This is a genomic window from Sphingomonas baiyangensis, assembly GCF_005144715.1.
GTDB lineage: Bacteria > Pseudomonadota > Alphaproteobacteria > Sphingomonadales > Sphingomonadaceae > Sphingomonas > Sphingomonas baiyangensis.
In genome coordinates this window covers 114,668-141,654 of the sequence record NZ_SWKR01000002.1, presented here as the reverse complement: position 1 = coordinate 141,654, position 26,987 = coordinate 114,668, and the positions used below count along the sequence as shown (strand labels likewise).

Below are 26,987 nucleotides of genomic sequence, written 5' to 3'. Positions count from 1 at the left end.
TGTCCAAATACTGTCATGCGCAGTTGCAATGTCAACGTATTTTGGGCGCATGGCGCACATTTTGGCGTATAGCGCACGAAATAGCGCTTTGATCGCGTCGCACACACGCTATGTTCGGCAAGCCGAAAGGGGTTCGGACGATGCGCGGGGACGACAGCGATATCTGGAGCGCATATTGGCGCACCGCGCCGCGCGACGGCTGCACCGCGGGCCTGCCGCCCGCGGTCGCAGCCGCGATCGCGGCACGCTGGCGCACGGCATTTGCAGCCTGTCGGGACGCCACGCTGCTCGACATCGGCACCGGCGGCGGCGCAGTGCTTGCGCACGCGCTGGCGAGCGGGTTGCCAGCGGACCATCTGACCGGCGTCGACCACGCGCAAGTCGCCCCCGCTATCGGCGGCGTGGTGATGCACACAGGTCTCGATGCGGCGGCGCTACCGTTCGAGGAGGACAGTTTCGATATCGTCGTCAGCCAGTTCGGCATCGAATATGCCGGATGGCGCGCCGCGCTTGGCGAAGTGGCGCGGGTGGCACGTAAGTCGCTGCTGTTGCTCGTGCATCATCGCGACAGCGCACTGGTCCGCCACGGGCGCGAACAGGCCGCGCAGGCACATATGCTGCTGCGCGACGAGGCCCTCGCTACGGCGTTGCGCGCTGAAGATCCGCAAGCTGCGGGACGCTCCATCGCCGCATTGCGACCCGCCGCCGACAATCACGGCCTGCTTGACCAGCTCGCCGAAGCTACCGCAACCGTCGCCGCGATGCGCGCCGGTGGCGAGGCGCCCGATGCGGCGATCGACCACATCATCGCCGAGCTGCTCGCGCACGCTGCGCGCATGACGGCGATGGCCGATGCTGCGCTCGACGATGCGGCGTTCGCCGAAGCCGCCGCGCTGCTGCGCGGAGCGGGCTACGCCGTCACGCTCGAACCGCAGCGTGCGGCAGGCGATGCGCTCGTTGCGATGTGGATCGCCGCCGATCGAATCAATTCCCACGCCATGGAGAGCCAGGCATGAATCACCGCCCCGTCCGCCCCCGACGCCTTGCGCTGGCGCTTGCGCTAGTCGCATCGACCGCGCCGCTGCCCGCGCTTGCCCAGAATGCCCCCGCTGCCGCGCATGCGCAAAGGAGCAATGCCATGCTCGATCGCCTGTTCACCGAATGGCGCGCGTTCGAGGCGTCGGGCAAGGTCGGCGCCGTGCACGATTATCGCGAGCCGGCGATGGTGCGGAAGGCCGCCGAGCTGAAGCGCTTCCAGGCGCGCCTCGATGCCATCGACCGGACGGGCTGGAGCGTGCCCGACAAGGTCGACTGGAACATGCTGCGCGCCGAGATGAACGGCCTCGATTTCGACCTGCGCGTGCTGCGCCCGTGGCAACGCGATCCCGCTTATTATGCGACGCTTTGGGCTGCGCAGAGCGACACGCCCGAGCATGAAGGCCCCGTGGCGCATGGCGCCATCGAGCTGTGGCAATTTCGCTTCCCGCTCGATGCCGCCGCCGAGGCGAAGCTGACGCGCGAGCTGGCGACGATCGCGCCGTTCCTCGCGCAGGGCCGCGAGAATCTGACGGGCAATGCGCGCGATCTGTGGGCCGCGGGCATCGTCACGATGGAAGGTCAGGCGGCGACGCTTGCCGACCTTGCCCCGCGCGTTGCCGGCAATGGCGCGGCGCTGCGCCGCGCGGTAGCCGATGCGCAGAAGGCGACGGGCGACTTCATCGGCTGGCTCAAGGCCGAGCTACCGAAGAAGGACGGCCCCTCGGGCGTGGGCCGCGAGAATTACGACTGGTATCTGCGCAACGTCCAGCTCTCGCCACTCGACTGGGCGGGCGAGGTCGCGATCATGGAGCGCGAGCTCGGCCGCTCGCACGCCGCGCTGCGGCTCGAGGAAAACCGCAACCGCGCGCTGCCGCTGCTGCCCGGCGCCGACAGTCCCGCTGCCTATGATGCGCAGGCCAAGGCCGCGGTGCGCAAATATCTGGCGTTCCTCGGCGACCGCGAGATCCTGACGGTGCGCGACTATATGGAGCCCGCGCTGATGGAGCGGATCGGCAGTTTCGTGCCGCCCGATCGCCAGAATTTCTTCCACATCGCGATGCACCGAGCGCCGATGACGCTATGGACGCATTTCTACCACTGGTTCGATCTGGCCAACATGAAGGCCGATCCGCATCCGCGCCCCATCCGCCGCGGTCCGTTGCTCTACAATGTGTGGGTCAGCCGGTCGGAAGGCCAGGCGACGGCGATGGAGGAAGCGATGCTCCATGCCGGGCTGTTCGACGATCAGCCGCGTGCGCGCGAGATCGTGTGGATCATGCAGGCGCAGCGCGCCGCGCGCGGCCTCGCCTCGCTCTACGCCCACGCCAACATCTTCACGATGAAAGAGGCGCAGGACTTCCAGGTGGCGCGCACGCCCAATGGCTGGATGAGCCCCACGCTCGAGCTATTGGCGTTCGAGCAGCAGCTCTATCTGCGCCAGCCAGGCTACGGCACCAGCTACATCACCGGCAAGCACCAGGTCGACAAGCTGATGGGCGAACTCGCCGAGCGCGATCCCAAGGCGTTCAGCGTCAAGCGCTTCTATGACGGGCTCAATACGCACGGCATGATTCCGATGAGCATGGTGCGCTGGGAAATGCTGGGCGACGACAGCGAAGCGAAGGCGATCGGGGCGGAGTAAGGGGGGGCACAGCCCCACCCCCGTTCGTGCTGAGCTTGTCGAAGCACTGTTCCTTCTTCTCCCGTCAAAGAAGAACGGCACTTCGACAGGCTCAGTGCGAACGGAAAATTGCGGGGTCAGGCCTATCCCTGTTCGCGCACCCATGCAGCCACCGCCGCATGGGTGCCGAACCACGCGCCGCCTAGCTTGCGCGCATGTTCGATCAGCGCGTCGATCATCCAGATGCGCGAGCGATAGCCGATGACGAAGGGGTGGCAGACGAGCTGGAACAGCCCGCCCTCGGCGGCGGCCGCCTCCATCTCGCGGCGGAAGATCGCGAACACCTCGTCGGGCGCCATCCAGGGGCGCGTCGCGGGATTGCGGTTGAACAGCAGGTACACGGCGTCGTCGCGCAGCCATTCGACCGGTACCTCGACCATGCTCGTCGGCTGCCCTTCGGCGATCAGCTCGTAGCAATCGTCGTCGGCCATCATCGAGCTGTCATAGGCAAAGCCCATATCGGCGGCGATGGCGATGGTGTGCGGGCTCAGATCCCAGTGCGCCGAGCGGAAGCCTACCGGCTCGCGACCCGATACCTCGCCCAGCACATCGCGTGCGCGCTGCATCAGGTCGTGCTCGGTATCGCGATCGAGCAGCGAGTTGTTCTCGTGCATCCAGCCATGCACGCCCACTTCATGGCCGTGATCGACGATGCGGCGCGTCTCGTCGGGATCGAGCATCGCCGACAGCGCGGGGACGAAGAAGCTCGCCGGCACGTCGTGGCGCGCCAGCCGGTCGAGGATGCGCGGCACGCCGACGCGCCGGCCATATTCGCCCCAGCCGAGCCGCCCTACCGCGCGCCCGCCCGCGCCGATCTCGAACGCCTCGTGGTCGCAGTCGAACGACAGCGCCACCGCGAAGCGCGCGCCGCCCGGCCATATCGGCGGCGCCAGCCGCCGGCCGGCGCGCACATGGCCGATCGCAGCGGCGACGTCGGCGGGGATATGCTCGCGCCAGCGCCGATCGCTCATCGCATCCGCGCCACTTCGCTCTCGTCGCCCGTCATTTCCCAGCGGATGAGGCTGATCGGGATGACGCCCGCGGCGTGAAAGCGGTCGTGGAAGCGCTTCAACTGAAACTCGCGGCCCTCACGCGCGGCAATGTCGGCCATCAGCGCCTCGAACTGCACCTTGCCGATATGATAGCCGATGCCATAGCCCGGCTGGCGCAGATACAGCTCCATGTCGAACCGCGCGATCGCATCCTGCGGCCCCATCCAGTAGGGCGTGCGCGAGGTAAGCGATGCGAGCGCCTCGTCATAGGTCCAGGCATTGGCGTGCAGCATCAATTCGGGCAGCACGCGCGCGGCGCGCTTGGCGTGAAGGATATAGTTGATCTCGCGCGCGGCGGGCTTGTCGTCGAGAATGCCGATCTGCTGGATCATCTCCTCGAGATAGAAGGACCAGCCCTCGGCGCGCGTGCCGTCGATGAAGAACAGCCGCTGCGCGCCGCGGATCGCACGGGTGTCGCGCTGGCGCATCAGCTGGTCGAACAGATGCCCCGGCAGGTTGTGCGCGCGCAGCGTCAGCGGCTCGCGATCCTCGGCCATGCGGAAGAAATGGCGATCGACGGGCTTGTCGAACGGGCCGGGCTTGGCGGGATCGCGGTCGCCGGGCAGCACATAGGGGCCCTCACCCACCGGCGGTTTGAGCCAATCGGGCACCGTCATCACGTCGTAGCGCGCGAACCAGTCGAGCAGTTGCGCATCGGCGATGCCGCGGCGGCGCTCGAACTCGGCCATGCTCTCGGCGGGCGCGGTCATCGGCTTGCCGCGGTTGCGATGCTCCTCGAGCTTGAGCGACACCATCGCGCGGTCATGCTCGCGCTCGCCGATGACGCGCATCTCCTCCCAGGTGTAGGGGAACAGCAGCACGTAGCGCAGATACCAGTCATATTCGGCACGCCCGATGCCGCCATGCGCGGGAAGCGTCGGCGCGATGCGCTCGAGCCAGGCGGCAAAGTCGCGCGTTGCCGCCGCCGCCGCGCGCGCGGGCGCCGCCAGCTCGGGCTGTACCTTGGCCGCCTTGTCGGCAAGCTGCTGATAGACGCGCGCCTCGATGCCCTTCTGCGTGATCCCCAGCCGCGCCAGATCGCCGCGCGCTTCGGTCAGGTTGCCGCGCGCCTGTGCGAGGATCGCGGGCACCGCCGCCAGCTTCGCGGTGAACGCCGGCAGCTTGTCGGGCGCCAGCGGCAGCTCGGGGATCGAGAAGGCGCCGTCGATCTTGGGGCCGAAGCCCAGATTTGTGGTACTGTAGAAGGCCGGATCGCGCTTCCACGGCCGTACAACGCGGTGCCGGAACTCGAGCCCGCGCATCTCGGCGAGCAGCAGCATGTAATCGACGCGATCGGCGACGGGCCATTTCGCCTCGTCCATCGCCTTCAGGCGCGCCATCATTGCCGGCAATGCGCGCGCCTGCGTCGCCATCGCGGCGTCGGTGTAGTCGGGCACCTCGCCGCGCCGCACGGGCTTGGCGAGCGTACGGAATTCCTTGAACAGCGCGACCAGTTCGGGGCGTTCGGCCTGCGCGGGCGTAGCGAGCATCGCCGCCGCCAGCGCAACCATCATCGTCAGCAATTGCCGCATCGCACGCTCCCCTCGAGCTATTTCTGCACCTTCCGGCGCCGCAGGAAAAAGGCATAGGCCGGCGGCAGCACGCCGGCGGGATCGTCGATGTCGAGCTCGCGCGCGGCGCGATAGGGAAAGCTCGGTTCGGCAAGCAGTTGGCGGCCCATCGCCACCAGATCGGCTTCGCCCGCGGCAATCACCGCTTCGGCCTGTTGCGGATCGACGATCAGGCCGACCGCCATCGTCGGCATGTCGGCATCCTTGCGGATGCGCGCGGCATGCTCGACCAGATAGCCCGGCGCCGGCGGCACGCTCGAATTGCCCGAGGCACCGTGGATGCCACCCGACGAGCAGTCGATCAGGTCGACACCCTCGGTCTTAAGCGCCTTTGCCAGCGCCACGCTGTCCTCGATCGCGAGTCCGCCCTCTACGCCGTCGATCGCCGAAGCGCGGTAGAATAGCGGCATGTCGGCGGGGATTTCGGCCCGGATGCGCCGTGCGATCTCGACGGGCAGGCGCATCCGCCCCGCCAGATCGCCGCCCCAGCCATCGTTGCGGCGGTTGGCGATCGGCGAGACGAAGCTGTGCAGCAGATAGCCGTGCGCGCCGTGGATCTCGATGAAGTCGAAACCGGCATCGACGGCGCGGCGCGCTGCGGCGACGAACGCCTCGATGATCTCCGCGATCGCGTCCTCGCTCAGTGCCTCGGGCACGGGCCAGTCGGGGGTCAGCGGTTCGGCGCTCGGCGCCACGATCGGCCATGCGCGCGCCGGATCGCTGGTCGCGAGCGGCTGCGCGCCCTCGAGTGGCACCGCCGCGCTCGCCTTGCGCCCGGCATGGTTGAGCTGGATGCCCACCGGCACGCCCTGATCGCGATAAATGGCCGTGATCTCGCGCAGCCCCTCGACATGCGCGTCGAGATAGATGCCGAGGCATCCAGGCGTGATCCGGCCCTCGCGTGTCACCCCGGTCGATTCGACGACCGCGCCGCCCACGCCCGACAGCGCGAAACGACCGTGATGCGAACGGTGCCAGCGCCCGACATATCCGTCATCGGCCGCGTACTGGCACATCGGCGAGACGACGATGCGGTTGGCGAAGGTTACGCCGCGCAACGCGAAGGGCGTGAACAGCGCGGGCGTACCGCTCATGCCGCGACGGGCTCGCGGCGTTCGATCTCGGCGACGAGCGTGTCCATCTCGCCCATCAGGCCCACGAGCTTCTCGCGGCGCTCGATACCCTCGTCACCCAGATCGGCGAAGCGCGTGAGCGGTGCACGTACATCGCCCACCGGGCAGCCGGCGGCGGCAGCGAGCACCTTCGAATAGCATTGATGGCCATAGGTGGGATGGCCGGCGGCGATCACCGTGTCGAACTTGTGCAGAACGCGCTGCACCGCCCGGGCATCGTCGATGCGGCCGGCTTCGAGATATTCCCACATCCGCGTGGTCGAATAGGGCAGGTAATTGCCATAGGGGTTCACATAGCCGGTCGCGCCCAGCAGGAAGCTCTCGACCGGCCGCTCGCCCGCGAACACGTTCATCAGCCCGCCGCTTTCCTCGATCACGTCGTACACGCGACCGACGTCCATGCTCGCTTCCTTGATGTAGCGCACATTGTCGAACGCGCGCGTCAGCCGCCCGACCAGCGCCGCGCTCATGTCGACATTCGAGGTGACGGGGTTGTTGTAGAGCATGATCGGGATGCGAACCGCCTCGCTGATCGCGCGGTAATAGCCGAAGATCTCGTCCTCGGTGGGGGTGTAGTAATAAGGCGGGATAATCATGAGGCCGTCGGCGCCCATCGCCTCGGCCTCGGCACTGAAACGCACGGCCTTGGGCGTATAGGCATCCATCGTGCCGACCAGCACCTTCATGCGCCCGGCGCTGTGCTCGATGGTGGTGCGCACCACGAGCTCACGCTCCTCGGCGCTCAGCGTCAGGAACTCGCCCGTGGTGCCCAGCACGATGATGCCGGGCACGCGGCATTCGATCTGCCAGTCGATGAAGCGCTTGAGTGAGGGCACGCAGATTGCCGCCCCATCGTCGGTGAAGGGCGTGACCGCCACTGTGTAGCTGCCGCGAAATTGATCTGCCATGGCCGGAGTTCCGTCTGCGAAGCGCCGATATTGCTCGGCTTTGTGATTCCCGTGCGGTCGATGTAGCGTGAGAAAATGCTACGCTATGCGAACAAGTGTGAGCATAGCGCCCATATTTGGATTCGCAAGCGAGGTTCGCGGGTGACGACAGTGGTGATCGGCGGCGGATTGGCGGGGTGCGCCGCGGCCTGGTATCTGGCGCGCGACGGCGTCGAGGTGACGCTGATCGAGGCAGGCGAGGTCAACCAGCTCGCCTCGGGCTCGAACGCCGGCAGCCTGCACGCGCAGATCCCGCACGAACCCTTCGTGCTGAAGGGGGAAGGCTGGGGGCGGATGTTCAGCCCCACGGTGCGGCTGCTGCGCGCGTCGCTGGCGATGTGGGCGGGGCTCGAGGCCGAGCTCGACGCCGATCTCGAAGTGAAGTTCGGCGGCGGGATGCTGGTGGGGCAGACGCGCGAGGAAGCGCGCCAGATCGCCGCCAAGGCCGAAATCCAGCGCGCGGCGGGGGTCGAGACCGAGCTGATCGGTGCCGCCGAGCTTGCCGGGCGCGCGCCCTATCTGGCGCCGGGCGCCGAGATCGGCGCCTTCGCGCCCATCGAGGGCAAGGCCAATCCGCTGCTCGTGGCACCCGCCTTCGCGCGCGCCGCGACGGCCGCCGGTGCCACGATCGTCACGCGTGCGGGCAAGGCCGCGATCGTGCGCGAGCGGCAGGGATACAGCGTGCACTGGACGGGCGGCAGCATCGCCACGCGGCGCATCGTCGTCGCCGCAGGCGCCGCGACGGGACCGCTGCTCGAAAGCCTCGGCATCCACCTCGCGATCGACGCGGTGCCGATCCAGGTGAGCGTCACCGAACTCGCCGAGCCGTTCCTACCGCATCTCGTCTATGCGGCCGCCGAGAAGCTGACGATGAAGCAGGCGAGGAACGGCAGCGTCCTGATCGGCGGCGGCTGGGAAGCGTGCATCGACGCGCGCGGCCGCCCCTATGTGAACGCCGCCAACCTCGCGACCAATCTCGCGCTCGCCTGCCGCACCGTGCCGGGCGTCGCCAGCCTTTCGATCGTGCGTAGCTGGCCCGCCATCGTCAACGGCACCGACGACTGGATGCCGATCCTCGGCGAACTGCCCGCCGCGCCCGGCATCTTCCTGAGCTACGTGCCGTGGCTGGGCTTCAGCGCCGGCCCCGCCGCCGCACGCGCCATCGCCTCGATGGTGCAGGGAAAGGTGCCGGAGATGGACGTCGATTTCCGGGCCTTCGCGCCGTAGCCCGGCGCGCGCTCAGTGCCGGAAGATGCGCGCGGTGAAGTCGCGCGTGCGCGCTTCGGTGGGGTTCTCGAAGATCTGCGCGGGCGTGCCGACTTCGACCACGCGGCCGGCGTCCATCATCGCCACGCGCGTCGATACCTCGCGCACGAACGCCATCTCATGGCTGACGATCAGCATCGTGATCCCCTCGCCCGCCAGTTCGCGGATGACGGCGAGCACTTCGCCGACGCGCTCGGGGTCGAGTGCCGAAGTCACTTCGTCGAGCAGCAGGATTTCGGGATCGAGTGCCAGCGCGCGCGCGATCGCCACGCGCTGCTGCTGCCCGCCCGACAGGTTCTCGGGATACGCATCGCACTTGTCGCCCATGCCCACGCGATCGAGCAGCGCGCGCGCGCGCGCCTCGACCTCGGCGGCGGGGCGTTTCCTGATCTTCACCGGCGTGACGGTGACGTTACCCAGCACCGTCATGTTCTGGAACAGGTTGTACTGCTGAAACACGATGGTCATGCGGTCGCGCAGCCGCGCCAGATCGGCCTTGCGCGCATAGTCTACGGCCTCGCCACCGACGCTCACGGTGCCCGCGCTCGGCTGCGTCAGGCCGATGAGCGTGCGCAGCAGCGTGCTCTTGCCCGATCCCGACGGGCCGATGAGGCTCAATACTTCGCCGCGATCGACCGAGAGGCTCACGCCGTGCAATATCTGCTGGCTGCCATAGCCCGCGTGCAGGTCAGCGATGTCGAGGTGCCGCAAGGCGTTTCTCCAGCCGGGCCGCGGCGATGCTCAACGGCCACGACAATGCGAAATACAGGACGAGGATCACGCCGAAGCCCAGCACCGGCGAGAAACCGCGATTGACGAGGATCTTGCCCGAAAAGGTGAGCTCGACGACGCCGAGATGCGAGGCGAGCGACGTGTCCTTGACGAACATCACGACGAAGGCGGAGGCGGGCGGCAGGATGACGCGCATCGCCTGCGGCAGCATCACGCGCACCAGCGTGTGCCAGGCGCCGAAATTGAGCGCGGCGGCACCTTCCCATTGCTGGCGCGGCACCGAATCGAGGCCGCCGCGGATCGTCTCCGAGAGGAACGCCGTCGCCACGAGGGTTACGGCAATGGTGGCGATCGCGAGCAGCGACAATTGCGGCGCCACCGGCTGCAACGCGAACAGCGCCATGATGAGGATGACGAGGAAGGGAACGCGTCGGAACGTCTCGACATAGAGCGCCGCCAGCCAGCGCGCCGGCGCGAGCCAGCCGATCGTCGAACGACGCAGGATGGCGATGCCGAGGCCGAAGACGAAGCCGAGCGAACAGCCGATCGCCGTCATCGCGATCGTGCGCCACAGCGCCGCCAGCACGAAGGCGATGTTGCCGGCCGAAAAGAAGGCGGGCGCCTGGGCGAGCACGCTGTCCATCAGCCGGCCTTGCGCCCGACGCCGAACGCGTGCCGCCCGAGCAGGGTGAGCGCCCCGCTCGCCACCAGCGTCAGCACGACATAGATCGCGCCGACCACCATGAACGTCTCGATCGTGCGCAGGTTGACGCTGCTGATGTTGATCGCGCGGCCGGTGAGTTCCTCGACGCCGAACAAGGCGGCCATCGAGCTGCCGAGCACCAGCCAGACGAAGAAGTTCGAGAGCGGCCGGAAGATAGTGCGCATGATGTGTGGCAGCATCACGTGCCACAATATCTGCACGGGCTTCAGCCCCAGCACGATCGCCGCGTCGAGCTCGGCGCGACGCACCGACGCCACACCCGAGCGGATGATCTCGGTGAGATAGGCGCCCGAATTGAGCGCCAGCCCGATGATGACCGCGGTGAGCGATCCCAGCATGATCCCCATGTCGGGCAGCGCGTAATAGAGCAGGAATATCTGCACCAGGGCCGGCGTGTTGGTGACGAACGTCACATAGAAGCCGATCGCGCGGCGCAGCGCTGGCCCGCCATATTGCTTGCCGAGCGCTCCGAAGAGGCCGATCACCGCGCCGATCGAGAAGGCGCTGAACGCGATCTGCAACGTCACCAGCGCGCCGCCGAGCAGATAGGGCAGCCGCTCGAAGGTCTGGCCGAAGGCGAAGCGATAGCCGCTTGCCCCGCCCTCGCCCGCCGCCCCGCCATCGGCGCCGGCGGCGATCTCGGCGGCGGGCACCGGCACCGTCATCTCCGCAGCGTACCAGCGCTGCCACAGGCCCGCGATCTCGCCTTCGACATGCATCGCGTGCAGCTGCCGGTTGACCTCGCGGCGCAGCGTGTCGTTGCCCTTCTCCACGCCCACCGCGCACAGCGAACTGAAGATCGGGTCGCTCAGCACGCGCCAGCCGATATCGGGATAGTTGCGCGTGAAGCCGATGAAGAAGTCGACATTCTCGACCAATGCATCGGCGCGCCCCTGCGCGATCGCGCGGATCGTGTCGGCATTTCCGTCGACCAGCAACCGCTGCGGCGCGGGCAGCTTCTCGCGCAGCAGCTCGACCGACTGGTTGCCGCGCATGTTGACCAGCGTGATGTCGGCGCGGTCCAAGTCCTGCCAGCTCTCCGCCGCCACGCGATCGGTAGTGATGACGCCCATCGCTTCCGAATGGACGGGGATGGTAAAGTCGATCAGCGCCTGCCGCTCGGGGGTGATGGTGAGCGCGCCCAGCGACAGGTCGATGCGGCCCGAGATGAGGAAGGGCACGCGCTGCGCGGCTTCGGTAGGCACCAGTTGCAGGCGAACGCCCAGCCGCCGCGCGAGCGCGCGCGCGATATCGACGTCGAAACCGCGCAGCTGGCCGTCGTCGCCATAGCTGCTCATCGGCGGGAAATTGGGATTGACGCCGACGCGCAACACGCCTTCGCGACGGATGTCGTCGATCGGGCGCGCATCGGCGGCCGGCGCCAGCAGGCCGGCGGCGAGCAGCAGCGACAGGCAGGCGCAGATACGCCGCAGCCAGCGATCGACCATCGAACCCCGCCTCCTTTCGCCGCGCATCGTGTCGGCGCGTAGGGACAAGGTCAATCGGTAAGTTCGCATGACGGACAAAGGTTCACCCGTCGCCCAAGGCGATCGCCGTCGACATGATGGGCCGGAAAGGCGGGCGCGGTGCGAAGCCGGGATCGCCCTGCGGCGCGGCTACGCCCGCTCGCGCCAGCCGGTCGGCGAGCAGCGCGCCGCAATAGCGCCCCTGGCAGCGGCCCATGCCGACGCGCGACAGTCGCTTGATCGCGCCCACGCTCGCGGCGCCGTCCGCCAACAGCGCATCGACGGCGGCCAGCGGCACCGATTCGCAGCGGCACAGCAACGTGTCGGACGTCGCCAGCGCGGTGCCGAACGCCGGGGCCGAATAGATGCGCCACAACGCCGCCTGGAAACGCCGGTGCCGCGCCAGCGCGCGCGCCGCCTGCTCGCGCGCGAGCATGTCGATGCGCCCGCCCAGCCGCTCGACGACCGCGAGCCCGGCGAGCGTGCCCTGCGCCATTGCCACGCGTGCGCCGCCCATCGCGCCTGCATCGCCGACGACATGCACCGCTGCGAGCGCCGTCGCGCCAATGGCGTCGCGCGCGATCTCGGCCGGCGCATCGGCGCGCATGTCGACCCCCAGCGCGCGCGCGATCTCGGCCTGCGGCAGGAAACCATAGCCGCAGCACACGATATCGACGTCGAACCGGACTTCGCTGCCCGCGATCGGCCGTCCGTGCCGGTCGAAGCGCGCCAGCGTCGCACTGCGCACCTGCGTATCGCCTTCGGCGGCGATCAGAACGTGCCGATGCAGCAGCTTCACGCCGGCGCGCCGCAGCGCCGCCAGATGCCCGATGCCGTCGCGCACCAGCCCCGGCGCATTTGCTGCCATCACCAGCGCATTGGCAGCATATCGCAGGCCGGGCACCGCTGCCGCCTCGGCGACGGCCACTACCTCGACGCCCGCACGCAGCAGTTCGCGCGCGACCTGGAGATTGAGCGGACCGTTGCCCGCCACCAGCACGCGCGCGCCGGGCGCCACCTGATAGGCGCGCAGCAACGTCTGTGCCGCGCCGGTTGTCATTACGCCGGGCAGCGTCCATCCGGGCACCATGTGCGGCCGTTCATAGGCACCTGTCGCGACGATCACATGGCGCGCTCGCACGACGTGCTGCGCGCCCTCATGCGCGAGCCGCACTTCGCCATCGGGCTGTGCCGACCAGATCGCGGCGCCCTGCAAGATGCGCGCGCCGGCTGCCCGCGCCTCGTCGGCCAGCGCCACCCCTTCGGCGAACTGCGCGTCGACCGCCTTGTCGTCGACCGCGAAGCCCCTGCCCGGCTGCTTGAAATATTGCCCGCCCGCCTTGGCGCGCTCGTCGGCGAGCACCACGTCGAGGCCCGCGCGCGCTGCCGCGATCGCTGCCGAAAGCCCTGCGGCACCGCCGCCGATCACCAGCAGGTCGGGCCGATGCTCGACGGCCGCAGCCGCCGGGGGCGCGACCGTCGCGACGGGGGCGAGCAACGGCATCGGGCGTACCCGCGCGCCTGCGCGTGCCGCCGTCATGCACGCGCGTTGCTGCACGCCGTCGACGAGTACGCTGCATTCGCCGCACACGCCCATGCCGCAATAGGGACCGCGCAGCGCGCCGTCCTTCGCAGTGCGCATCCCCAGCCGTCCGGCGGCGACCAGCGCCGCCATCACCGTCTCGCCGGGCCACGCCTCTATCGCATCGCCCTCGAAGTCGAAGGCGAAGCTCGCGCCCTCGCGGCGCACCCCCGGCATGGCGATGCGCAGGCTCATCTCAGCGGATATAGCTGGCGCCGTTGACGTCGAGCGTCGCACCCGAGAGCTGCGGCGCCACGCCCGACGCGAGAAAGACGACCAGCCGTGCCAGTTCGTCGGGCTCGACCCACTCGCCGCTCGCCAGACCCGCTGCCACTGCCGCCTCGCCGCCCGGCTGGGTAGCGGCGAACTGCTCGGAAAGCCGCGTACGCACGACGCCGGGCGCGACGATATAGGCCTGGATGTTCTGCCGGGCGTAGCCACGCGCGACCGACTGCGTCGCCGATCGAACCGCCGCCTTCGATGCGCCATAGGCGATCGTCGCGGGATTGGTGACGCCGCGCTGCGCCGCCCAGCTGGAGATCGTCACGATCGCGCCGCCGCCCATCTCGAGGAAATGGTTGACCGCGCCGCGCATCAGCCGCGCGGGTGCCAGCACGTTCACCGCCAGCGTTTCCTCCCACACCGCGTCCCATTGCGGTTCCGATTCGTCGAAGCCGCCGTCCCACAGCATTACCGCGGCGTTGTTGACGAGCACGTCGACGCGTCCCTGCCATGCAGCCGCCTCGTTCCACATCGCCTGGACCGCGCGCAGATCGCCAAGATCGGCTTCGAGCAGCAGCCGGCGCTCGGGCGCGATCTCGGCGGTGGCGGCCTCGGCCCCGGCGCGATCGCGACCATAATGCGCGATCACGCGCGCGCCCGCCGCGCCACAGGCGCGCGCGATCGCCGCGCCGATGCCCTTCGAAGCGCCCGTCACCAAGATCGTCCTGTCGTCGAGCTCGCCCGGCATCATCCCTCCAGCCGCGAATTGACATGCGTGCGCATACCGAACATTGTTTCGCATATCGCCCAATCGGATTCAAGCATGGCTACCGAGCAGCAGTCCAATATCGCCATTCTGGGCGCCGGCACGATCGGGCGCGGATTCGCCGTCGCCTTCGCCGCCGCTGGCCATAGCATGCGCCTGTACGATCCCGATGCGGCGCAGGTCGATGCCGCGCGCGAGCAGGCACTGGCAAGCCTCGCGTCACTCGCGCACCACGGCCTGCTCGACGGTGCGCCCGAGGTGATCGCCGCGCGCATCACCCCCGCCACGACGCTCGCCCACGCCGTCGCCGACGCCGCGCTGGTGCAGGAATGCGGCCCCGAACGCGCCGAAGTGAAGGCCGCGATCCTCGGCGAGGCCGATGCCCACGCGCCGCCGCACGCGGTGCTCGCCAGCGCATCCTCGGCGCTGCCCGCCTCGGCCTATGCCGCCGATCTTGCCGGCCGCGCGCGCTGCCTCGTCGCACATCCGGGCAATCCGCCCTTTCTGCTGCGCGTCATCGAACTCGTGCCCGCACCCTTCACCGACACCGAAACCGTCGCCCGCGCCGCCGCGATCTTCACCGCCGCCGGGCTGCACCCGGTGCATGTCGCGCGCGAGATCGAAGGGTTCGTGTTCAACCGGCTGCAAGGCGCGATGCTGCGCGAGGCCTATGCGCTGGTGCGCGACGGCATCGCCAGCGTCGAGGATATCGATCGCATCGTGCGCGACGGGCTCGGTCTGCGCTGGTCGGCAGTGGGGCCGTTCGAGACGGTGGACCTCAATACACAGGGCGGCATCGCCGAACATGCCCGCCGGCTAGGCCCCGCCTATGCCCGCATGGGCGCCGAGCGCGGCCAGCACGATCCGTGGACCGAGCAGCTCGTCGCCGATGTGGTCCGCCAGCGCCGCGCGCTTCTGCCGCTCGAGGACTGGTCGGCGCGCGGCGCGTGGCGCGACGCGGCGATCATGCGCACGCTCGCCGCGCGGAAAGCCGCCAGTGACTGACGGCTAGCGCGCCGGCACCAGCGTGTGGAACTGCTCGATCGAGCATTCGCCGCCGCTGCGCGAGCGCATGCGGTCGCGGTGCACGCACAGCCGGCCATCGGCAGTGGGGCGCAGATACAGTCCGCCGTAGAAACCCATCGACTGGCATTCGGGGCCGAGCCGCGCGCGCATCCGCCGGCCGTTCACCATCAGCAGGTCGACGCTGTCGGGCCGCGTGATCGCGGCACCTGCAAGCGTATCGAGCGGCACGCAGTCCTCGGCCTTCTGCTCGGTCCAGCTGATCGGCGGCAGCGGCGCGGCGGTGGATGCGGCGATCGGCCGGCTGGCAAGGCTGAGACGCGGCACGCGCACCACGATATGCTGGCGGATGCGCACGGTACGCCGCACCGTCTGCGTGCCCGGCGCGGGCGCGCGCTCCTGCGCGGTGGGGGCCGGCGGTTCGATCAGCAGCGGCAGGAGCAGAAGCGAAAGCGGCACCAGACTCACCATGGCGACCGGACGTGCCCGCCATGAATTGAACCTGCGATGAATTGCGGGCCGGCCATGCGCCATGCTACCGCCCCGCGCATCATGACGCCAGCCCAGTCGACGCTGATCGCCACCATTGCCGAGCAACTGGGGCCGCGCGCCGTCGTCACCGACGCCGACGACATCGCGCCGTGGCTGGTCGACTGGCGCGGCCGCTATCACGGCGCGGCGCCCGCGATCCTGTCGCCCGCCACCACACATGAAGCCGCGCGCATCGTGATGCTCGCGCGCGAGCACGGCGTGCCGCTGGTGCCGCAGGGCGGCAACACCTCGATGGTGGGCGGCGCCACGCCGCCGGCCGACGGCAGCGCGCTCATCGTGTCGATGCGCCGAATGCGGACGATCCGCCGGATCGATGCCGCAGCCGGCCTCGCGATCGCCGATGCTGGCGTGATCCTTGCCGAGTTGCACGAAGCGGCTGATACGGCAGGCATGCGCTTTCCGCTGACGCTCGGCGCGCGCGGATCGGCGACGATCGGCGGGCTCGTCTCGACCAATGCCGGCGGCACGCAGGTGCTGCGCCACGGCACGATGCGGCGGCTCGTCGCCGGCGTCGAGGCGGTGCTGCCCGACGGTTCGGTGCATGACGGGCTCGCCGCGCTCAAGAAGGATACGCGCGGCTACGATCTCGATCAGCTGCTGATCGGCGCCGAGGGTACGCTCGGCCTTGTGACGGGGGCGGCATTGCGGCTGGCGCCGCGCATCGCGGTGCGCGCGGTCGGCTGGGCGGGCCTCGCCTCGCCCGACGCGGCGCTCGATCTGCTGCGTCGCTTCGAGGCGGCGAGCGACATGGTCGAGAGCTTCGAGCTGATCCCCGGCGACACACTGGCCCGCGCCGTCGCCCACCTCCCCGATGCACGCGCGCCGCTGGCCGGCACGCACCGCTGGCACGTGCTCGTCGAGGCGGCGAGCGGCGATGCCACAGCCGATCCCGCCGCGCTGATTGAGCGCGTGCTCGCCACCGCGATCGAGGCGGGGCTGGTCGAGGATGCCGTGCTCGCCGCGAGCGAGGCGCAGGCCGAGGCGTTCTGGCGGCTGCGCGACAGCCTGTCGGCCGCCGAACGCGCCGCCGGCCCCGCCATGCAGCACGACATTTCGGTGCCCGTCCCCGCGATGCCGCGCTTCCTCACCGAGGCCGCCGCCGCGGTCGAGGCGCGCTTTCCCGGCACGCATGCCGGCGGCTTCGGCCATCTGGGCGACGGCAACGTGCATTTCCACGTCCGCGCGCCCAAAGGCATCGCCGATGCCGAGGCCTGGTATGCCGGCGACGGTGCCGCCGCGTCGCGCTTCGTGCACGATCTGGTGATCGCCGCTGGCGGATCGATCGCCGCCGAACACGGCATCGGCCAGATGAAGCGCGCCGAACTGCTGCGCACCGCGCCGCCCGCGCGCATCGCGGCACTCCGCGCGATCAAGGCGGCGTTCGATCCGGCGGGTCTTTTCAATCCCGGCAAACTCGTGTCGCTTGCACCCGAAGGCGACGCAACCTAGAGCCCGCGAAGCTTTTGCTGTACCGTTCTGATCCCGTCAGGAGAATATGATGGCCACCGCGCCGCAGTCCTTGCCGCTCTTCTACAATCGCCTTGAGCCGCTTTCGAGCCAGACGCACGCCGATTTCCGCGTGCGTCCCGCCGCAACCGCGCCCTTCCTCGCCAAGCAGCACGCCGTGCCGCTGACGGTCGAGGAGTTTCCGCTGGTGCAGCGCCGGATGCCGATCGTGTTCTCGGTGGGCGACGATCCCGTGCCGCTGGCGCTGATGGCGCTCAACGAGGGCGTCAACACCTTCATCAACGAAGAAGGCGGGCTGATCGAGGACGAGACCTATATTCCCGCCTATGTGCGCCGCTACCCCTATATGCTTGCCAAACTGCGCCCCGACAGCGAGGATCTGTCCTTGTGCTTCGATCCCACGTCGGACACGATCGGCGCGTTCGACGAGGGCGAGAAGCTGTTCGAGAATGGCGAGCCGACCGAAGTCACCAAGGGTATCCTGAACTTCGCCGAGCAGTTCGAGCAGGCCGGGCAGCGCACCGGCGCGTTCATTCGCGAACTGAAGGAAGCCGGTCTGCTGATGGACGGCGAGATCTCGATCCAGCCCGAAGGCGGCCAAGCATTCGTCTATCGCGGCTTCCAGATGATCGACGAGAAGAAGCTCGCCGATCTGCGCGGCGACCAGCTGCGCAAGATGTCGCAGAACGGCATGCTGCCGCTCATCTATGCGCACCTGTTCTCGCTCAGCCTGATGCGCGACCTGTTCGCGCGGCAGGTCCGCCAGGGCAAGCTGCCGCAGCAGCCCACCTCCGCGGCGCTCAACTGACGCCATGCGCACCGCGATCGTCCGTACCGATCGGTACAGCCGGGGGGCGATAGCCTTTCACTGGACGATCGCGGTGCTGGTGCTGTTCAATCTCGCGCTCGTCTGGGCGGGCGACGCGATCTTCGGCGACTTCCCCGCCATGCCCACGCACAAGGCGGTGGGCATCACCGTGCTGGTGCTCAGCATCGCGCGACTCGTCTGGCGCTGGACGCACCGCCCGCCGCCGCTCGCGCCGACGCTCAACGGCTGGCAGCGCGTGGCGGCACGCGGCACGCATTACGCCTTCTACGTACTGATGATCGGCGTGCCGCTGGGCGGCTGGGTGCTCGTGTCGGGCGCCGAGACGCGCCGCCCGCTCAACTGGTTCGGGCTCTTCGACATTCCCTTCCTGCCGGTTTCGCGCAGTGCCGGCGAGCTTGCATCGGCGGTGCACGGCACGGCGGGCACGCTGCTCGCGGGGCTGATCGCGCTGCATGTAGCGGCGGCACTGCGGCATCATCTGTTGCTGCGCGACAATACGCTGGCACGGATGGTGCCGGGCCTCGAGGCACCGCGCTGAGTCGGCCAGCCCCGCTGTCCCCGACTGCGACAAGCCGTTGCGAAAAAGACGATTAACGGTCCTTGATGGCAACTGATCGCTTGCCTATATTGGTGATGCGCGGTTCGGTGTCCCCCCTTTCGCCGCATCGCGCGACACGCCTTCGGGCGTGTCTCCTCCCTGAACCTTGGCCACCTCGTGCAGCGATGCACGGGGTGGTTTTTTATGTGCGGCTATTCGGCGGCTGCCGGCATGGTCGCGGTCGAAAGCGCCTCGGCGCGCACGGCATCGAGCATCGTGCGCAGCGTGTCCGCCAGTGCCGCCGCCCCGGCATTCGGCATCAGCGTCGCTCCGTCCAGATACAGGGTGCGGTCGAATTCGAGCTGTACGGCGTGGATACCCGCTGCGGGATCGGCATGCCGATCGAGGATATGCCCCCCGGCATAGGGCGCGTTGAACGCCACGCGCAGCCCGGCATCCTGTGCCGCACGCGCCAGCGGCGCGACGATCCGCGTCGCCGCGCTGCGCCCGAAACGGTCGCCCAGCACCAGTTGCGCCGGATCGGCTCCGCCCAGCGCCGGCATCGAGTGGATGTCGATCAGCACCGCGATCCCGAACCACGCGCGCGCCGCCGCCAGGGCATCGGCAATCGCGACATGATAGGGCCGGTGATCGCCCGCGATCCGCGCCTCGACCTCGGGACCGCTCAGCTTCGCACGCCAGATGTCGCCGGCTACCGGCGTACGGCGCGGCACCAGCCCTAGCCCGCTGCGCAGCTTGGCCGATTCGATCGGCAGCGCAGTTCGCGCGCGCCCCTCCTCGACCAGCGGATCGCGCTCCTGCTCGCTGCGGTTGAGGTCGATCCACGCACGCGGCCGGCGCGCGATCAGCATCGCCTCGTCGCGATGCGCCGCGCGCGCCACCACATCGATATGCCGGTCCTCGAGCGGCAGCAGCGCCGCTAGCGGCACGCGCAGCGCTCGCGCCATCTCGGGCGGATAGTCGCGGCCGGCATGCGGCACCGAGAGCACCAGCGGCGATGCCGGCTTCGCCAGCGGGCCGAACCGGTCGAAGCTGTGCTGCGCGCCTTCGCTCGTCATCGCACCTGCCCTAGAATGCGACGGGTCGCGGCACAACAAGGCCGAAGTGCGGCTGGAAAATCTTAAGGCGTTGCCGCATACAAGACGCTTCGCGACGCGGGGACATGATGCACCGGATTCTACTGGCCGAAGACGATACCGTCATGCGCGAATATCTGACGCGCGCGCTCGAGCGTGCGGGCTATGCGGTGTCGGCGGTCGATCGCGGCACCGCCGCGGTCCCGCTGCTCGAGACCGAGCATTTTGACCTGCTGCTCACCGATATCGTGATGCCCGAGATGGACGGCATCGAGCTTGCGCAGCGCGCCGGCGACATAGCCCCCGACATGCGCGTGATGTTCATCACCGGCTTCGCCGCCGTCACGCTGAAGGCGGGCAAGACGATGCCGCAGGCGCGCGTGCTCTCCAAACCCTTCCATCTGCGCGACCTCGTGCTCGAGGTCGATCGAATGTTCGCCTTCGAAAGCGTCCCGAGCAGCAATTAGGCGCGAACGGCGCTTGCGCGGTGCGGATTCGCCCGCTAATGGCCTCGCTCCCCGTGGGCGTGTAGCTCAGTGGTAGAGCACTGTGTTGACATCGCAGGGGTCGCAAGTTCAATCCTTGCCACGCCCACCATGAAAAGCCCGTCGATCCAGCCGGTCGGCGGGCTTTTCTCGTTGGTGTTCGCAGGATGCGATCGGGTGGGCGTGTGACGCCATGCTTGACTTTTCGCGGCAAATCCGCGACCGGCGGGCATCCGCGATCGCAGTTGTGCCTTCGCCCTTTCCGGACATTTGCATGAGCTTTGCCGATCTCGGCCTGTCTGACGAACTGATGCGCGCGATCGTCGAGTCGGGATATACCCAGCCGACTCCGATCCAGGCGAGCGCGATCCCCAGCGTGCTGATGATGCGCGACATCATCGGCGTGGCGCAGACGGGCACCGGCAAGACCGCCAGCTTCGTGCTGCCGATGATCGACATTCTGGCGCATGGCCGGGCGCGTGCGCTGATGCCGCGCAGCCTCATCCTCGAGCCCACGCGCGAGCTTGCCGCGCAGGTCGCCGAGAATTTCGAGAAATACGGCAAGTATCACAAGCTCTCGATGGCGCTGCTGATCGGCGGCGTGCAGATGGGCGATCAGGTCAAGGCGCTCGAACGCGGCGTCGACGTGCTGATCGCAACGCCCGGCCGGCTGATGGACCTGTACGAGCGCGGCAAGATCCTGCTGACCGGCTGCAACATGCTGGTGATCGACGAGGCCGACCGGATGCTCGACATGGGCTTCATCCCCGATATCGAGAATATCTGCACCAAGCTGCCCGCGCAGCGCCAGACGCTGCTCTTCTCGGCGACGATGCCGCCGCCGATCAAGAAGTTGGCCGACAAGTTTCTGTCGAACCCCAAGATGATCGAGGTGGCGCGGCCCGCCACCACCAACGTCAACATCACCCAGCGCCTCGTCCCTGTCGCCGCCGCCAAGAAGCGCGAGGCGCTGCGCGCGCTGCTGGGCGAGGAGGACGTGCGCACCGCGATCATCTTCTGCAACCGCAAGACGACGGTGCGCGAGCTCAACAAGTCGCTGCGCGCCTCGGGCTTCGCGTCGAGCGAAATCCATGGCGACATGGACCAGCCCGCGCGCATCGCCGAGCTCGACCGGTTCAAGCGCGGCGACGTCAACATCCTCGTCGCGAGCGACGTCGCGGCACGCGGGCTCGACATCAAGGGCGTGAGCCACGTCTTCAATTTCGACGCGCCCTGGCACCCCGACGATTATGTCCATCGCATCGGCCGCACCGGCCGCGCGGGCGCGACGGGCACTGCCTACACGCTCATCACGCCCGACGACGCCGAGAATATCGAAAATATCGAGAAGCTGACCGGCCAGACGATCGAGCGCGTCGGCGTGCCCGGCCGCAGCGCCAACCCGGCCGACACTGGCGATGGCGACGAGAAGCCCGCACGGCGCGGGCGTGGCAAGCGCGATGCGAAGCCGGCGCGCGACCGCGCCGAACCGGCCGAGGCCGCGCCGGCGGTTGCCCAAGCGCCCGCCCCTGCCCCCGCACCCAGGGCAGCCTCGCGCGCGCCCTTCGCCGAGGATCGTCCGCAGCGCGAGCGCGAGCAGGATCGCGGACGCGGCCGGCGCGACCAGCGCCGCGATCGCGATGACGGTCCCGATGACGGCTGGAACGGTCCGGTGCCTGCGTTTCTGGACGTGACGCTCGGCCGCTGAACCGCGTGACCGATTCGATCATCGCCTTTGTCGATCGCGTCGAGATGGTCAGCCCGTGCATCCTCGTGTGCACGCTCGACGATGCGAGCGGCTGGTGCCTAGGCTGCGGCCGCACCGGCGACGAGATCGCGCGCTGGACGGCGATGCAGCCCGCCGAACGCGATGCCGTGATGGCAATGCTGCCTGCGCGCATGGCGCGGCTGGCCGATCAGTAAAGCGTCCAGATCCCCGCGATCATCGCGAACGCGGCGATCACCACGGCGATCGCGATCACACGCATGTTGAGCGGCGGCAGGCTCTGGACATTGTGCGACGACAGCCGCTCGTTGATCGCACAGGCGCGACGTTCGGCCATGACGACCACGAAGATGCCGAGCAGCACGAACAGGGTGGCGATCGACTTCGGCAGCCATACGGGTTCGAGCTCGCGCATCAGCGCATGAAACCCCACGCCGATGCCCACCGCCGCCAGCCCGGTTCGTGCCCAGCCGCTGAAGGTGCGTTCGTTGGCGAGCGAGGTGCGATCCTCGGCGAGATCGGTGCGATCCTGCGCCAACCCGTTACGGCTGCGGTCCTCGTCATCATCCTCTTGCGCCATCGCACGACAACGGATGCGGGCCTTGGCGGTTTCGCCGTCATTCGTGTAGGGCCCTGGTATCAATCGTTACCAGGAGCGCGCAGTGACCGACGAGACCGAAGCCGACCTCACCGGCACTACCCCCCGGCGTAACCCCAAGCCGGCGATCGAGACGATCGGCAATCGCCGGTTGAAGCCCTCGACATTGATGATGGGCCACGGCTTCGATCCCGTGCTGTCGGAAGGGTCGCTCAAGCCGCCCATTTTCCTCACCTCGACCTTCGTGTTTCCCAATGCGGCAGCGGGCAAGCGCCATTTCGAGGGCGTCACTGGCAAGCGGCCGGGCGGCGCCGAGGGCCTCGTCTATTCGCGCTTCAACGGTCCCAATCAGGAGATTCTCGAGGATCGACTGGGCGTGTGGGAGGATGCCGAAGACGCGCTGACCTTTTCGAGCGGCATGTCGGCGATCGGGACGTTATTTCTCGCCTTCGTCCAGCCGGGCGACGTGATCGTCCATTCGGGGCCGCTCTATGCCGCGACCGAGACGATGATCGCGCGGCTGCTCGGCAAGTTCGGCGTCCATTGGCTCGATTTCCCCGCGGGCGCGACGCAGGACGAGATCGAGGCGGTGATGGAGCAGGCCAAGGCCAAGGGGCGCGTGCCGCTGGTCTATCTGGAGAGCCCCGCCAATCCCACCAACGTGCTGGTGGATATCGAGGCCGTCGCCGCCGCGCGCGACGCGGTGTTCGGCACCGGCGAGGATGCGCCGCCGATCGCGATCGACAACACCTTTCTTGGCCCCTTGTGGCAGCAGCCGCTGAAGCACGGCGCCGATCTGGTGGTCTACAGCCTCACCAAATATGCCGGCGGCCATTCGGATCTGGTGGCGGGCGGCGTGCTCGGCTCGCGCAAGCACATGGACATGATCCGCGCGATCCGGAACACGCTGGGCACGATCTGCGATCCCAACACCGCATGGATGCTGCTGCGCAGCCTCGAGACGCTCGAACTGCGCATGAGCCGCGCGGGCGAGAATGCCGCCAAGGTCTGCGATTTCCTGCGCGACCATCCCAAGGTCGAGCGGATCGGCTATCTCGGCTTCCTCAAGGATGATCGCCAGGCCGACATCTATCGCCGCCATTGCACCGGCGCCGGCTCGACCTTCTCGCTCTACTTGAAGGGAGGCGAGCGCGAGGCGTTCGCGTTCCTCGATGCGCTCAAGATCGCCAAGCTTGCGGTCAGCCTTGGCGGCACCGAGACGCTCGCATCGGCGCCGGCGGCGATGACGCATCTGTCGGTGCCCGACGAGCGCAAGGCGGCACTCGGCATCAGCGACAATCTGGTGCGCATCTCGATCGGCGTCGAGGATGCCGACGACCTGATCGCCGATTTCGCGCAGGCGCTCGATACGGTGTGAAGGCGCTAGGAATACCCCCGTCCCGTTCGCACTGAGCTTGTCGAAGTGCCGTTCTCACTCGCTTCAGAAGCAAGAAGAACAGTGCTTCGACAGGGCTCTCCTGAGCTTGCCGAAGGGCTCAGCACGAACGGGGGTGGGGATGCTCGGCTCGAACGGGCAGGTAGCGCCTACACCCGGTACGTCACCTTCTGCACCGCTTCCACCACGCGCGGCGCATCGACCAGCGCGAGCTTTTCGAGATTGGCGGCATAGGGCAGCGGCACGTCCTCGTTGGTCACGCGCAGCACCGGCGCGTCGAGGTCGTCGAAGCCTTCCTCCATTGCGATGGCGATGATCTCGCTGGCGATCGAGCAGGTCGGCCAGCCTTCCTCGACCACGACCATGCGGTTGGTCTTCTTCAGGCTTTCGAGCACTGTCGCCTTGTCGAGCGGGCGCAGCGTACGCAGGTCGATCACCTCGGCATCGACACCCTCGCCCGCCAGCGCCTCGGCGGCTTCGAGCGCGACGCCGACGCCGATCGAATAGGACACGATCGTCACGTCCTTGCCCGGCCGCATGATCCGCGCCTTGCCGATCGGCAGTACGAAATCGTCGAGCTTGGGCACGTCGAAGCTGCGGCCGTACATCAGCTCGTTCTCGAGGAAGACGACGGGGTCCTCGCTGCGGATCGCCGCCTTCATCAGCCCCTTGGCGTCGGCCGCGTCATAGGGCGCGATGACGATCAGGCCGGGAACACTGGCATACCATGGCCCGTAATTCTGGCTGTGCTGCGCGCCGACGCGGCTGGCGGCGCCGTTGGGGCCGCGGAACACGATCGGGCAGCGCATCTGGCCGCCCGACATGTAATTGGTCTTGGCCGCCGAATTGATGATGTGGTCGATCGCCTGCATCGCGAAGTTGAACGTCATGAACTCGACGATCGGGCGCAGGCCGCCCATCGCAGCACCCGTGCCGACGCCGGCAAAGCCATATTCGGTGATCGGCGTGTCGATCACGCGGCGGTCGCCGAACTCGTCGAGCAGGCCCTGCGTCACCTTGTACGCGCCCTGATATTCGGCGACTTCCTCGCCCATCACGAACACGCGGTCGTCGGCGCGCATTTCCTCGGCCATCGCGTCGCGCAGCGCCTCGCGCACCGTGGTCTTCACCATCTCGGTGCCTTCGGGGATTTCGGGGTCGCGCTTGCCCGTCTGCTCGGCCGCATCGAACAGCTTGCGCGCGCCCGTTTCGGCATGCTGCGGTGTCGTACCTTCGGGGGTCGAGGGCTTTTCGTCATCGCCCTTGGTGCCGGCCTTGGGCTGCGCGGCGGCAGCATCGCCCGCGCGGGCTTCATCGCCCTTCGCCGGCGCTTCGACCGCCGAGGCATCCTCGCCCTCGCCGGCGATCATCGCGATCACCGTGCCGACCTTCACGCCATCGGTGCCTTCGGCGACCATGATCTTCGCGATCGTCCCTTCGTCGACGGCTTCGAATTCCATCGTCGCCTTGTCGGTCTCGATCTCGGCAAGGATGTCGCCCGACTTCACCGCATCGCCTTCTTTCACCAGCCACTTGGCCAGCGTGCCTTCTTCCATCGTGGGCGACAGCGCCGGCATCTTGAGTTCGATCGCCATCTCAATAGGTCTCCACCAGCACGTCGGTGTATAGCTCGCCCGGCTCGGGCTCAGGCGCGTTCTCGGCGAAATCGGCCGATTCGCTCACGATCTTGCGGATTTCCTGGTCGATCGGCTTGAGCTCGGCCTCGCTCACACCCATCGCTTCGAGCTCGCGCTTAACGCGCTCGATCGGATCCGAATTGTCGCGCATCGACTGCACCTCGTCGCGGCTGCGATACTTGGCCGGATCGGACATCGAATGGCCGCGATAGCGATAGGTCTTCATCTCGAGGATGATCGGCCCCTTGCCGCCGCGCACCCATTTGAGCGCTTCCTCGAGCGCGCCGCGGCACGCCAGCACGTCCATGCCATCGATCTGAAGGCCCGGAATGCGGAAGCTCTCGCCGCGCTTGTAGAGCTGGTCCTCGGCGCTCGAACGGTTGACGCTGGTGCCCATGGCGTACTGGTTGTTCTCGATCACGAAGATGATCGGCAGCTTCCACAGCGAGGCCATGTTGAAGGCTTCGTACACCTGGCCCTGATTGGCCGCGCCGTCGCCGAAATAGGCGAGACAGACGCCGCCATCATCCTCGTACTTGTGCTTGAAGGCCAGGCCCGCGCCGAGGCTGACCTGCGCGCCGACGATGCCGTGGCCGCCATAGAAGCGGTGCTCGGTCGAGAACATGTGCATCGACCCGCCCTTGCCCTTCGAGATGCCTGCCTGGCGCCCCGTAAGCTCGGCCATGATGACATTGGGGTCGATGCCGTAGGCGAGCATGTGGCCATGGTCGCGATAGCCGGTGATGACCGAATCCTTGCCGATCTCGAGGCCCGATTGCAGGCCGACCGCAACGGCTTCCTGGCCGATATACAGGTGGCAGAAGCCGCCGATCAGCCCCAGCCCGTAAAGCTGTCCCGCCTTTTCCTCGAAGCGGCGGATGAGCAGCATCTGGCGGTAGAATTCGAGCAGTTCCTCCTTCGAGGCCTCGTACCGGCCCGGCTGCTCGGGGCGCTCGCGGTTGGAAATCGGGGGTTCGCTGTTGGCGCTGCGCGCCGCTGCCTTTGCCACGTGGTCTGGCCCTCATCCTGGGGAAACGATGAACGGGCGGGCTATAGTCGCCTTTTCCGCCCGCGTGCAACGCCGGAGCGCGCGCGATCGGTCCATCGCGCCGCCGCCGCTTGCCGCTACGTCAGTCGAGCGGGACGATGATCTCGTCGGGGTGCGCGACGTTCAGCCGCTTGCGCACCAGTTCGTCGACCATGTCGGGGTCGGCGCCGCGCTGCGGATCGAGCTGCGCTACCTGGTTGCGCAGCTCGGCGCGGCGCTTCTCGAGCTCGGCGAACTCGGCCTTGCGCACGTCGTGCTGGCGCGCATAGTCGCGATAGGCGAGCACGCCGTTCGGCCCCAGCACGGCGTAATAGGCGAAGAACCCCATGAAGATGATCGCCAGCGCGGGCAGGCCGGCGCTGTGCAGCATCGGGGTCAGGCGGGAGGCGGATTTCTGGCGCATCGCGCCTC

The 26,987-nt window shown here is 68.2% G+C and carries 26 protein-coding genes and 1 tRNA gene; 12 read left to right on the top strand and 15 right to left on the bottom strand.

Translation table 11 applies throughout. The features are described from left to right. Positions 1 to 140: 140 nt before the first annotated feature. Together FBR43_RS03740 and FBR43_RS03735 are read left to right on the top strand one after the other, a co-directional pair. A complete protein-coding gene (locus tag FBR43_RS03740) occupies positions 141 to 1,016 on the top strand; it encodes a class I SAM-dependent methyltransferase (RefSeq protein ID WP_169542476.1) in 876 nt (291 codons plus the stop codon). Further along, the gene (locus tag FBR43_RS03735; protein ID WP_136941913.1) at positions 1,013 to 2,680 is read left to right on the top strand and encodes a DUF885 family protein; all 1,668 of its coding nucleotides are present in this window, start codon (positions 1,013 to 1,015) and stop codon (positions 2,678 to 2,680) included. The genes FBR43_RS03740 and FBR43_RS03735 overlap by 4 nt, the downstream gene beginning before the upstream one ends. Positions 2,681 to 2,802: 122 nt before the next feature. Here the strand turns inward: FBR43_RS03735 and FBR43_RS03730 are convergent, their stop codons facing one another. From FBR43_RS03730 to FBR43_RS03715, 4 genes are read right to left on the bottom strand one after another with little or no spacing between them, the layout of a single operon-like run. After that, a complete protein-coding gene (locus FBR43_RS03730) occupies positions 2,803 to 3,690 on the bottom strand; it encodes a polysaccharide deacetylase family protein (RefSeq protein WP_136941912.1) in 888 nt (295 codons plus the stop codon). Further along, positions 3,687 to 5,303: a DUF885 family protein gene (locus FBR43_RS03725; protein ID WP_136941911.1), complete on the bottom strand. Its 1,617-nt coding sequence runs from the start codon at positions 5,301 to 5,303 to the stop codon at positions 3,687 to 3,689. The genes FBR43_RS03730 and FBR43_RS03725 overlap by 4 nt, the downstream gene beginning before the upstream one ends. A 17-nt stretch (positions 5,304 to 5,320) precedes the next feature. Then, a complete protein-coding gene (locus tag FBR43_RS03720) occupies positions 5,321 to 6,436 on the bottom strand; it encodes an NADH:flavin oxidoreductase/NADH oxidase (protein WP_136941910.1) in 1,116 nt (371 codons plus the stop codon). Next, positions 6,433 to 7,383: a dihydrodipicolinate synthase family protein gene (locus FBR43_RS03715; protein ID WP_136941909.1), complete on the bottom strand. Its 951-nt coding sequence runs from the start codon at positions 7,381 to 7,383 to the stop codon at positions 6,433 to 6,435. The genes FBR43_RS03720 and FBR43_RS03715 overlap by 4 nt, the downstream gene beginning before the upstream one ends. 141 nt (positions 7,384 to 7,524) lie before the next feature. Between FBR43_RS03715 and FBR43_RS03710 the strand changes: the two genes are divergently transcribed. Beyond that, on the top strand, positions 7,525 to 8,649 hold the full coding sequence (locus tag FBR43_RS03710; RefSeq protein ID WP_169542475.1) for an NAD(P)/FAD-dependent oxidoreductase: 1,125 nt from the start codon (positions 7,525 to 7,527) through the stop codon (positions 8,647 to 8,649). A 12-nt stretch (positions 8,650 to 8,661) separates the two neighbouring features. Here FBR43_RS03710 and FBR43_RS03705 read toward each other — a convergent pair whose 3' ends face one another. From FBR43_RS03705 to FBR43_RS03685, 5 genes are all read right to left on the bottom strand, one after another. Continuing rightward, positions 8,662 to 9,399, bottom strand: coding sequence for an amino acid ABC transporter ATP-binding protein (locus tag FBR43_RS03705; RefSeq protein WP_136941907.1), 738 nt, complete (start codon positions 9,397 to 9,399; stop codon positions 8,662 to 8,664). Further along, positions 9,377 to 10,063, bottom strand: a complete 687-nt coding sequence (locus tag FBR43_RS03700) for an amino acid ABC transporter permease (protein WP_212611881.1) — start codon at positions 10,061 to 10,063, stop codon at positions 9,377 to 9,379. Before FBR43_RS03700 ends, FBR43_RS03705 begins: the two co-directional genes overlap by 23 nt. Next, positions 10,063 to 11,592: an ABC transporter substrate-binding protein/permease gene (locus FBR43_RS03695; RefSeq protein ID WP_169542474.1), complete on the bottom strand. Its 1,530-nt coding sequence runs from the start codon at positions 11,590 to 11,592 to the stop codon at positions 10,063 to 10,065. Before FBR43_RS03695 ends, FBR43_RS03700 begins: the two co-directional genes overlap by 1 nt. Positions 11,593 to 11,674: 82 nt before the next feature. After that, positions 11,675 to 13,387, bottom strand: a complete 1,713-nt coding sequence (locus FBR43_RS03690; protein WP_136941905.1) for an FAD-dependent oxidoreductase — start codon at positions 13,385 to 13,387, stop codon at positions 11,675 to 11,677. 1 nt (position 13,388) lies between these two features. Further along, positions 13,389 to 14,165 carry an SDR family NAD(P)-dependent oxidoreductase gene (locus FBR43_RS03685; RefSeq protein WP_212611880.1) on the bottom strand — a complete coding sequence of 259 codons (777 nt, stop codon included), beginning with the start codon at positions 14,163 to 14,165 and terminating at the stop codon, positions 13,389 to 13,391. A 72-nt stretch (positions 14,166 to 14,237) separates the two neighbouring features. Here FBR43_RS03685 and FBR43_RS03680 point away from each other — a divergent pair, with 72 nt between their 5' ends. Beyond that, the gene (locus FBR43_RS03680; protein ID WP_136941903.1) at positions 14,238 to 15,185 is read left to right on the top strand and encodes a 3-hydroxyacyl-CoA dehydrogenase; all 948 of its coding nucleotides are present in this window, start codon (positions 14,238 to 14,240) and stop codon (positions 15,183 to 15,185) included. 3 nt (positions 15,186 to 15,188) lie between these two features. Here FBR43_RS03680 and FBR43_RS03675 read toward each other — a convergent pair whose 3' ends face one another. Then, positions 15,189 to 15,662: a hypothetical protein gene (locus tag FBR43_RS03675; protein WP_136941902.1), complete on the bottom strand. Its 474-nt coding sequence runs from the start codon at positions 15,660 to 15,662 to the stop codon at positions 15,189 to 15,191. Between the two features lie 66 nt (positions 15,663 to 15,728). Here FBR43_RS03675 and FBR43_RS03670 point away from each other — a divergent pair, with 66 nt between their 5' ends. The 3 genes from FBR43_RS03670 to FBR43_RS03660 are packed head-to-tail and all read left to right on the top strand — an operon-like array spanning position 15,729 to position 18,589. Further along, positions 15,729 to 17,204, top strand: coding sequence for an FAD-binding oxidoreductase (locus FBR43_RS03670; protein WP_249276446.1), 1,476 nt, complete (start codon positions 15,729 to 15,731; stop codon positions 17,202 to 17,204). 49 nt (positions 17,205 to 17,253) lie between these two features. Beyond that, positions 17,254 to 18,030: a SapC family protein gene (locus tag FBR43_RS03665; RefSeq protein ID WP_136941901.1), complete on the top strand. Its 777-nt coding sequence runs from the start codon at positions 17,254 to 17,256 to the stop codon at positions 18,028 to 18,030. Between the two features lie 4 nt (positions 18,031 to 18,034). Beyond that, positions 18,035 to 18,589, top strand: coding sequence for a cytochrome b (locus FBR43_RS03660; protein ID WP_136941900.1), 555 nt, complete (start codon positions 18,035 to 18,037; stop codon positions 18,587 to 18,589). A gap of 212 nt (positions 18,590 to 18,801) precedes the next feature. On the opposite strand, the gene FBR43_RS03655 is transcribed toward FBR43_RS03660, so the two are convergent. Beyond that, positions 18,802 to 19,668 carry an N-formylglutamate amidohydrolase gene (locus FBR43_RS03655; RefSeq protein ID WP_136941899.1) on the bottom strand — a complete coding sequence of 289 codons (867 nt, stop codon included), beginning with the start codon at positions 19,666 to 19,668 and terminating at the stop codon, positions 18,802 to 18,804. Between the two features lie 107 nt (positions 19,669 to 19,775). On the opposite strand from FBR43_RS03655, the gene cpdR reads away from it, so the two are divergent. The 4 genes from cpdR (at position 19,776) to FBR43_RS03635 (ending at position 22,094) form a co-directional block, all read left to right on the top strand. Further along, on the top strand, positions 19,776 to 20,153 hold the full coding sequence (gene cpdR, locus FBR43_RS03650; RefSeq protein ID WP_136944014.1) for a cell cycle two-component system response regulator CpdR: 378 nt from the start codon (positions 19,776 to 19,778) through the stop codon (positions 20,151 to 20,153). 55 nt (positions 20,154 to 20,208) lie between these two features. Then, positions 20,209 to 20,283 (top strand) — tRNA-Val (locus FBR43_RS03645). 162 nt (positions 20,284 to 20,445) lie between these two features. After that, positions 20,446 to 21,879: a DEAD/DEAH box helicase gene (locus FBR43_RS03640; RefSeq protein ID WP_136941898.1), complete on the top strand. Its 1,434-nt coding sequence runs from the start codon at positions 20,446 to 20,448 to the stop codon at positions 21,877 to 21,879. A 5-nt stretch (positions 21,880 to 21,884) separates the two neighbouring features. After that, positions 21,885 to 22,094, top strand: a complete 210-nt coding sequence (locus FBR43_RS03635; RefSeq protein ID WP_249276445.1) for a DUF1289 domain-containing protein — start codon at positions 21,885 to 21,887, stop codon at positions 22,092 to 22,094. Here FBR43_RS03635 and FBR43_RS03630 read toward each other — a convergent pair. Continuing rightward, positions 22,088 to 22,477 carry a YidH family protein gene (locus FBR43_RS03630; protein WP_136941897.1) on the bottom strand — a complete coding sequence of 130 codons (390 nt, stop codon included), beginning with the start codon at positions 22,475 to 22,477 and terminating at the stop codon, positions 22,088 to 22,090. The genes FBR43_RS03635 and FBR43_RS03630 overlap by 7 nt on opposite strands. 82 nt (positions 22,478 to 22,559) lie before the next feature. Between FBR43_RS03630 and FBR43_RS03625 the strand changes: the two genes are divergently transcribed. Continuing rightward, on the top strand, positions 22,560 to 23,873 hold the full coding sequence (locus FBR43_RS03625; RefSeq protein WP_136941896.1) for a cystathionine gamma-synthase family protein: 1,314 nt from the start codon (positions 22,560 to 22,562) through the stop codon (positions 23,871 to 23,873). A gap of 167 nt (positions 23,874 to 24,040) precedes the next feature. Here the strand turns inward: FBR43_RS03625 and FBR43_RS03620 are convergent, their stop codons facing one another. The 3 genes from FBR43_RS03620 to FBR43_RS03610 all read right to left on the bottom strand — a co-directional run bounded on the left by FBR43_RS03620 (position 24,041) and on the right by FBR43_RS03610 (position 26,979). Further along, positions 24,041 to 25,486 carry a pyruvate dehydrogenase complex E1 component subunit beta gene (locus FBR43_RS03620; RefSeq protein WP_136941895.1) on the bottom strand — a complete coding sequence of 482 codons (1,446 nt, stop codon included), beginning with the start codon at positions 25,484 to 25,486 and terminating at the stop codon, positions 24,041 to 24,043. Between the two features lies 1 nt (position 25,487). Further along, a complete protein-coding gene (gene pdhA, locus FBR43_RS03615; protein ID WP_136941894.1) occupies positions 25,488 to 26,537 on the bottom strand; it encodes a pyruvate dehydrogenase (acetyl-transferring) E1 component subunit alpha in 1,050 nt (349 codons plus the stop codon). A 121-nt stretch (positions 26,538 to 26,658) separates the two neighbouring features. After that, complete coding sequence (locus FBR43_RS03610; protein ID WP_249276444.1) at positions 26,659 to 26,979, bottom strand: FtsB family cell division protein; 321 nt, start codon at positions 26,977 to 26,979, stop codon at positions 26,659 to 26,661. Between the last annotated feature and the right edge of the window lie 8 nt (positions 26,980 to 26,987).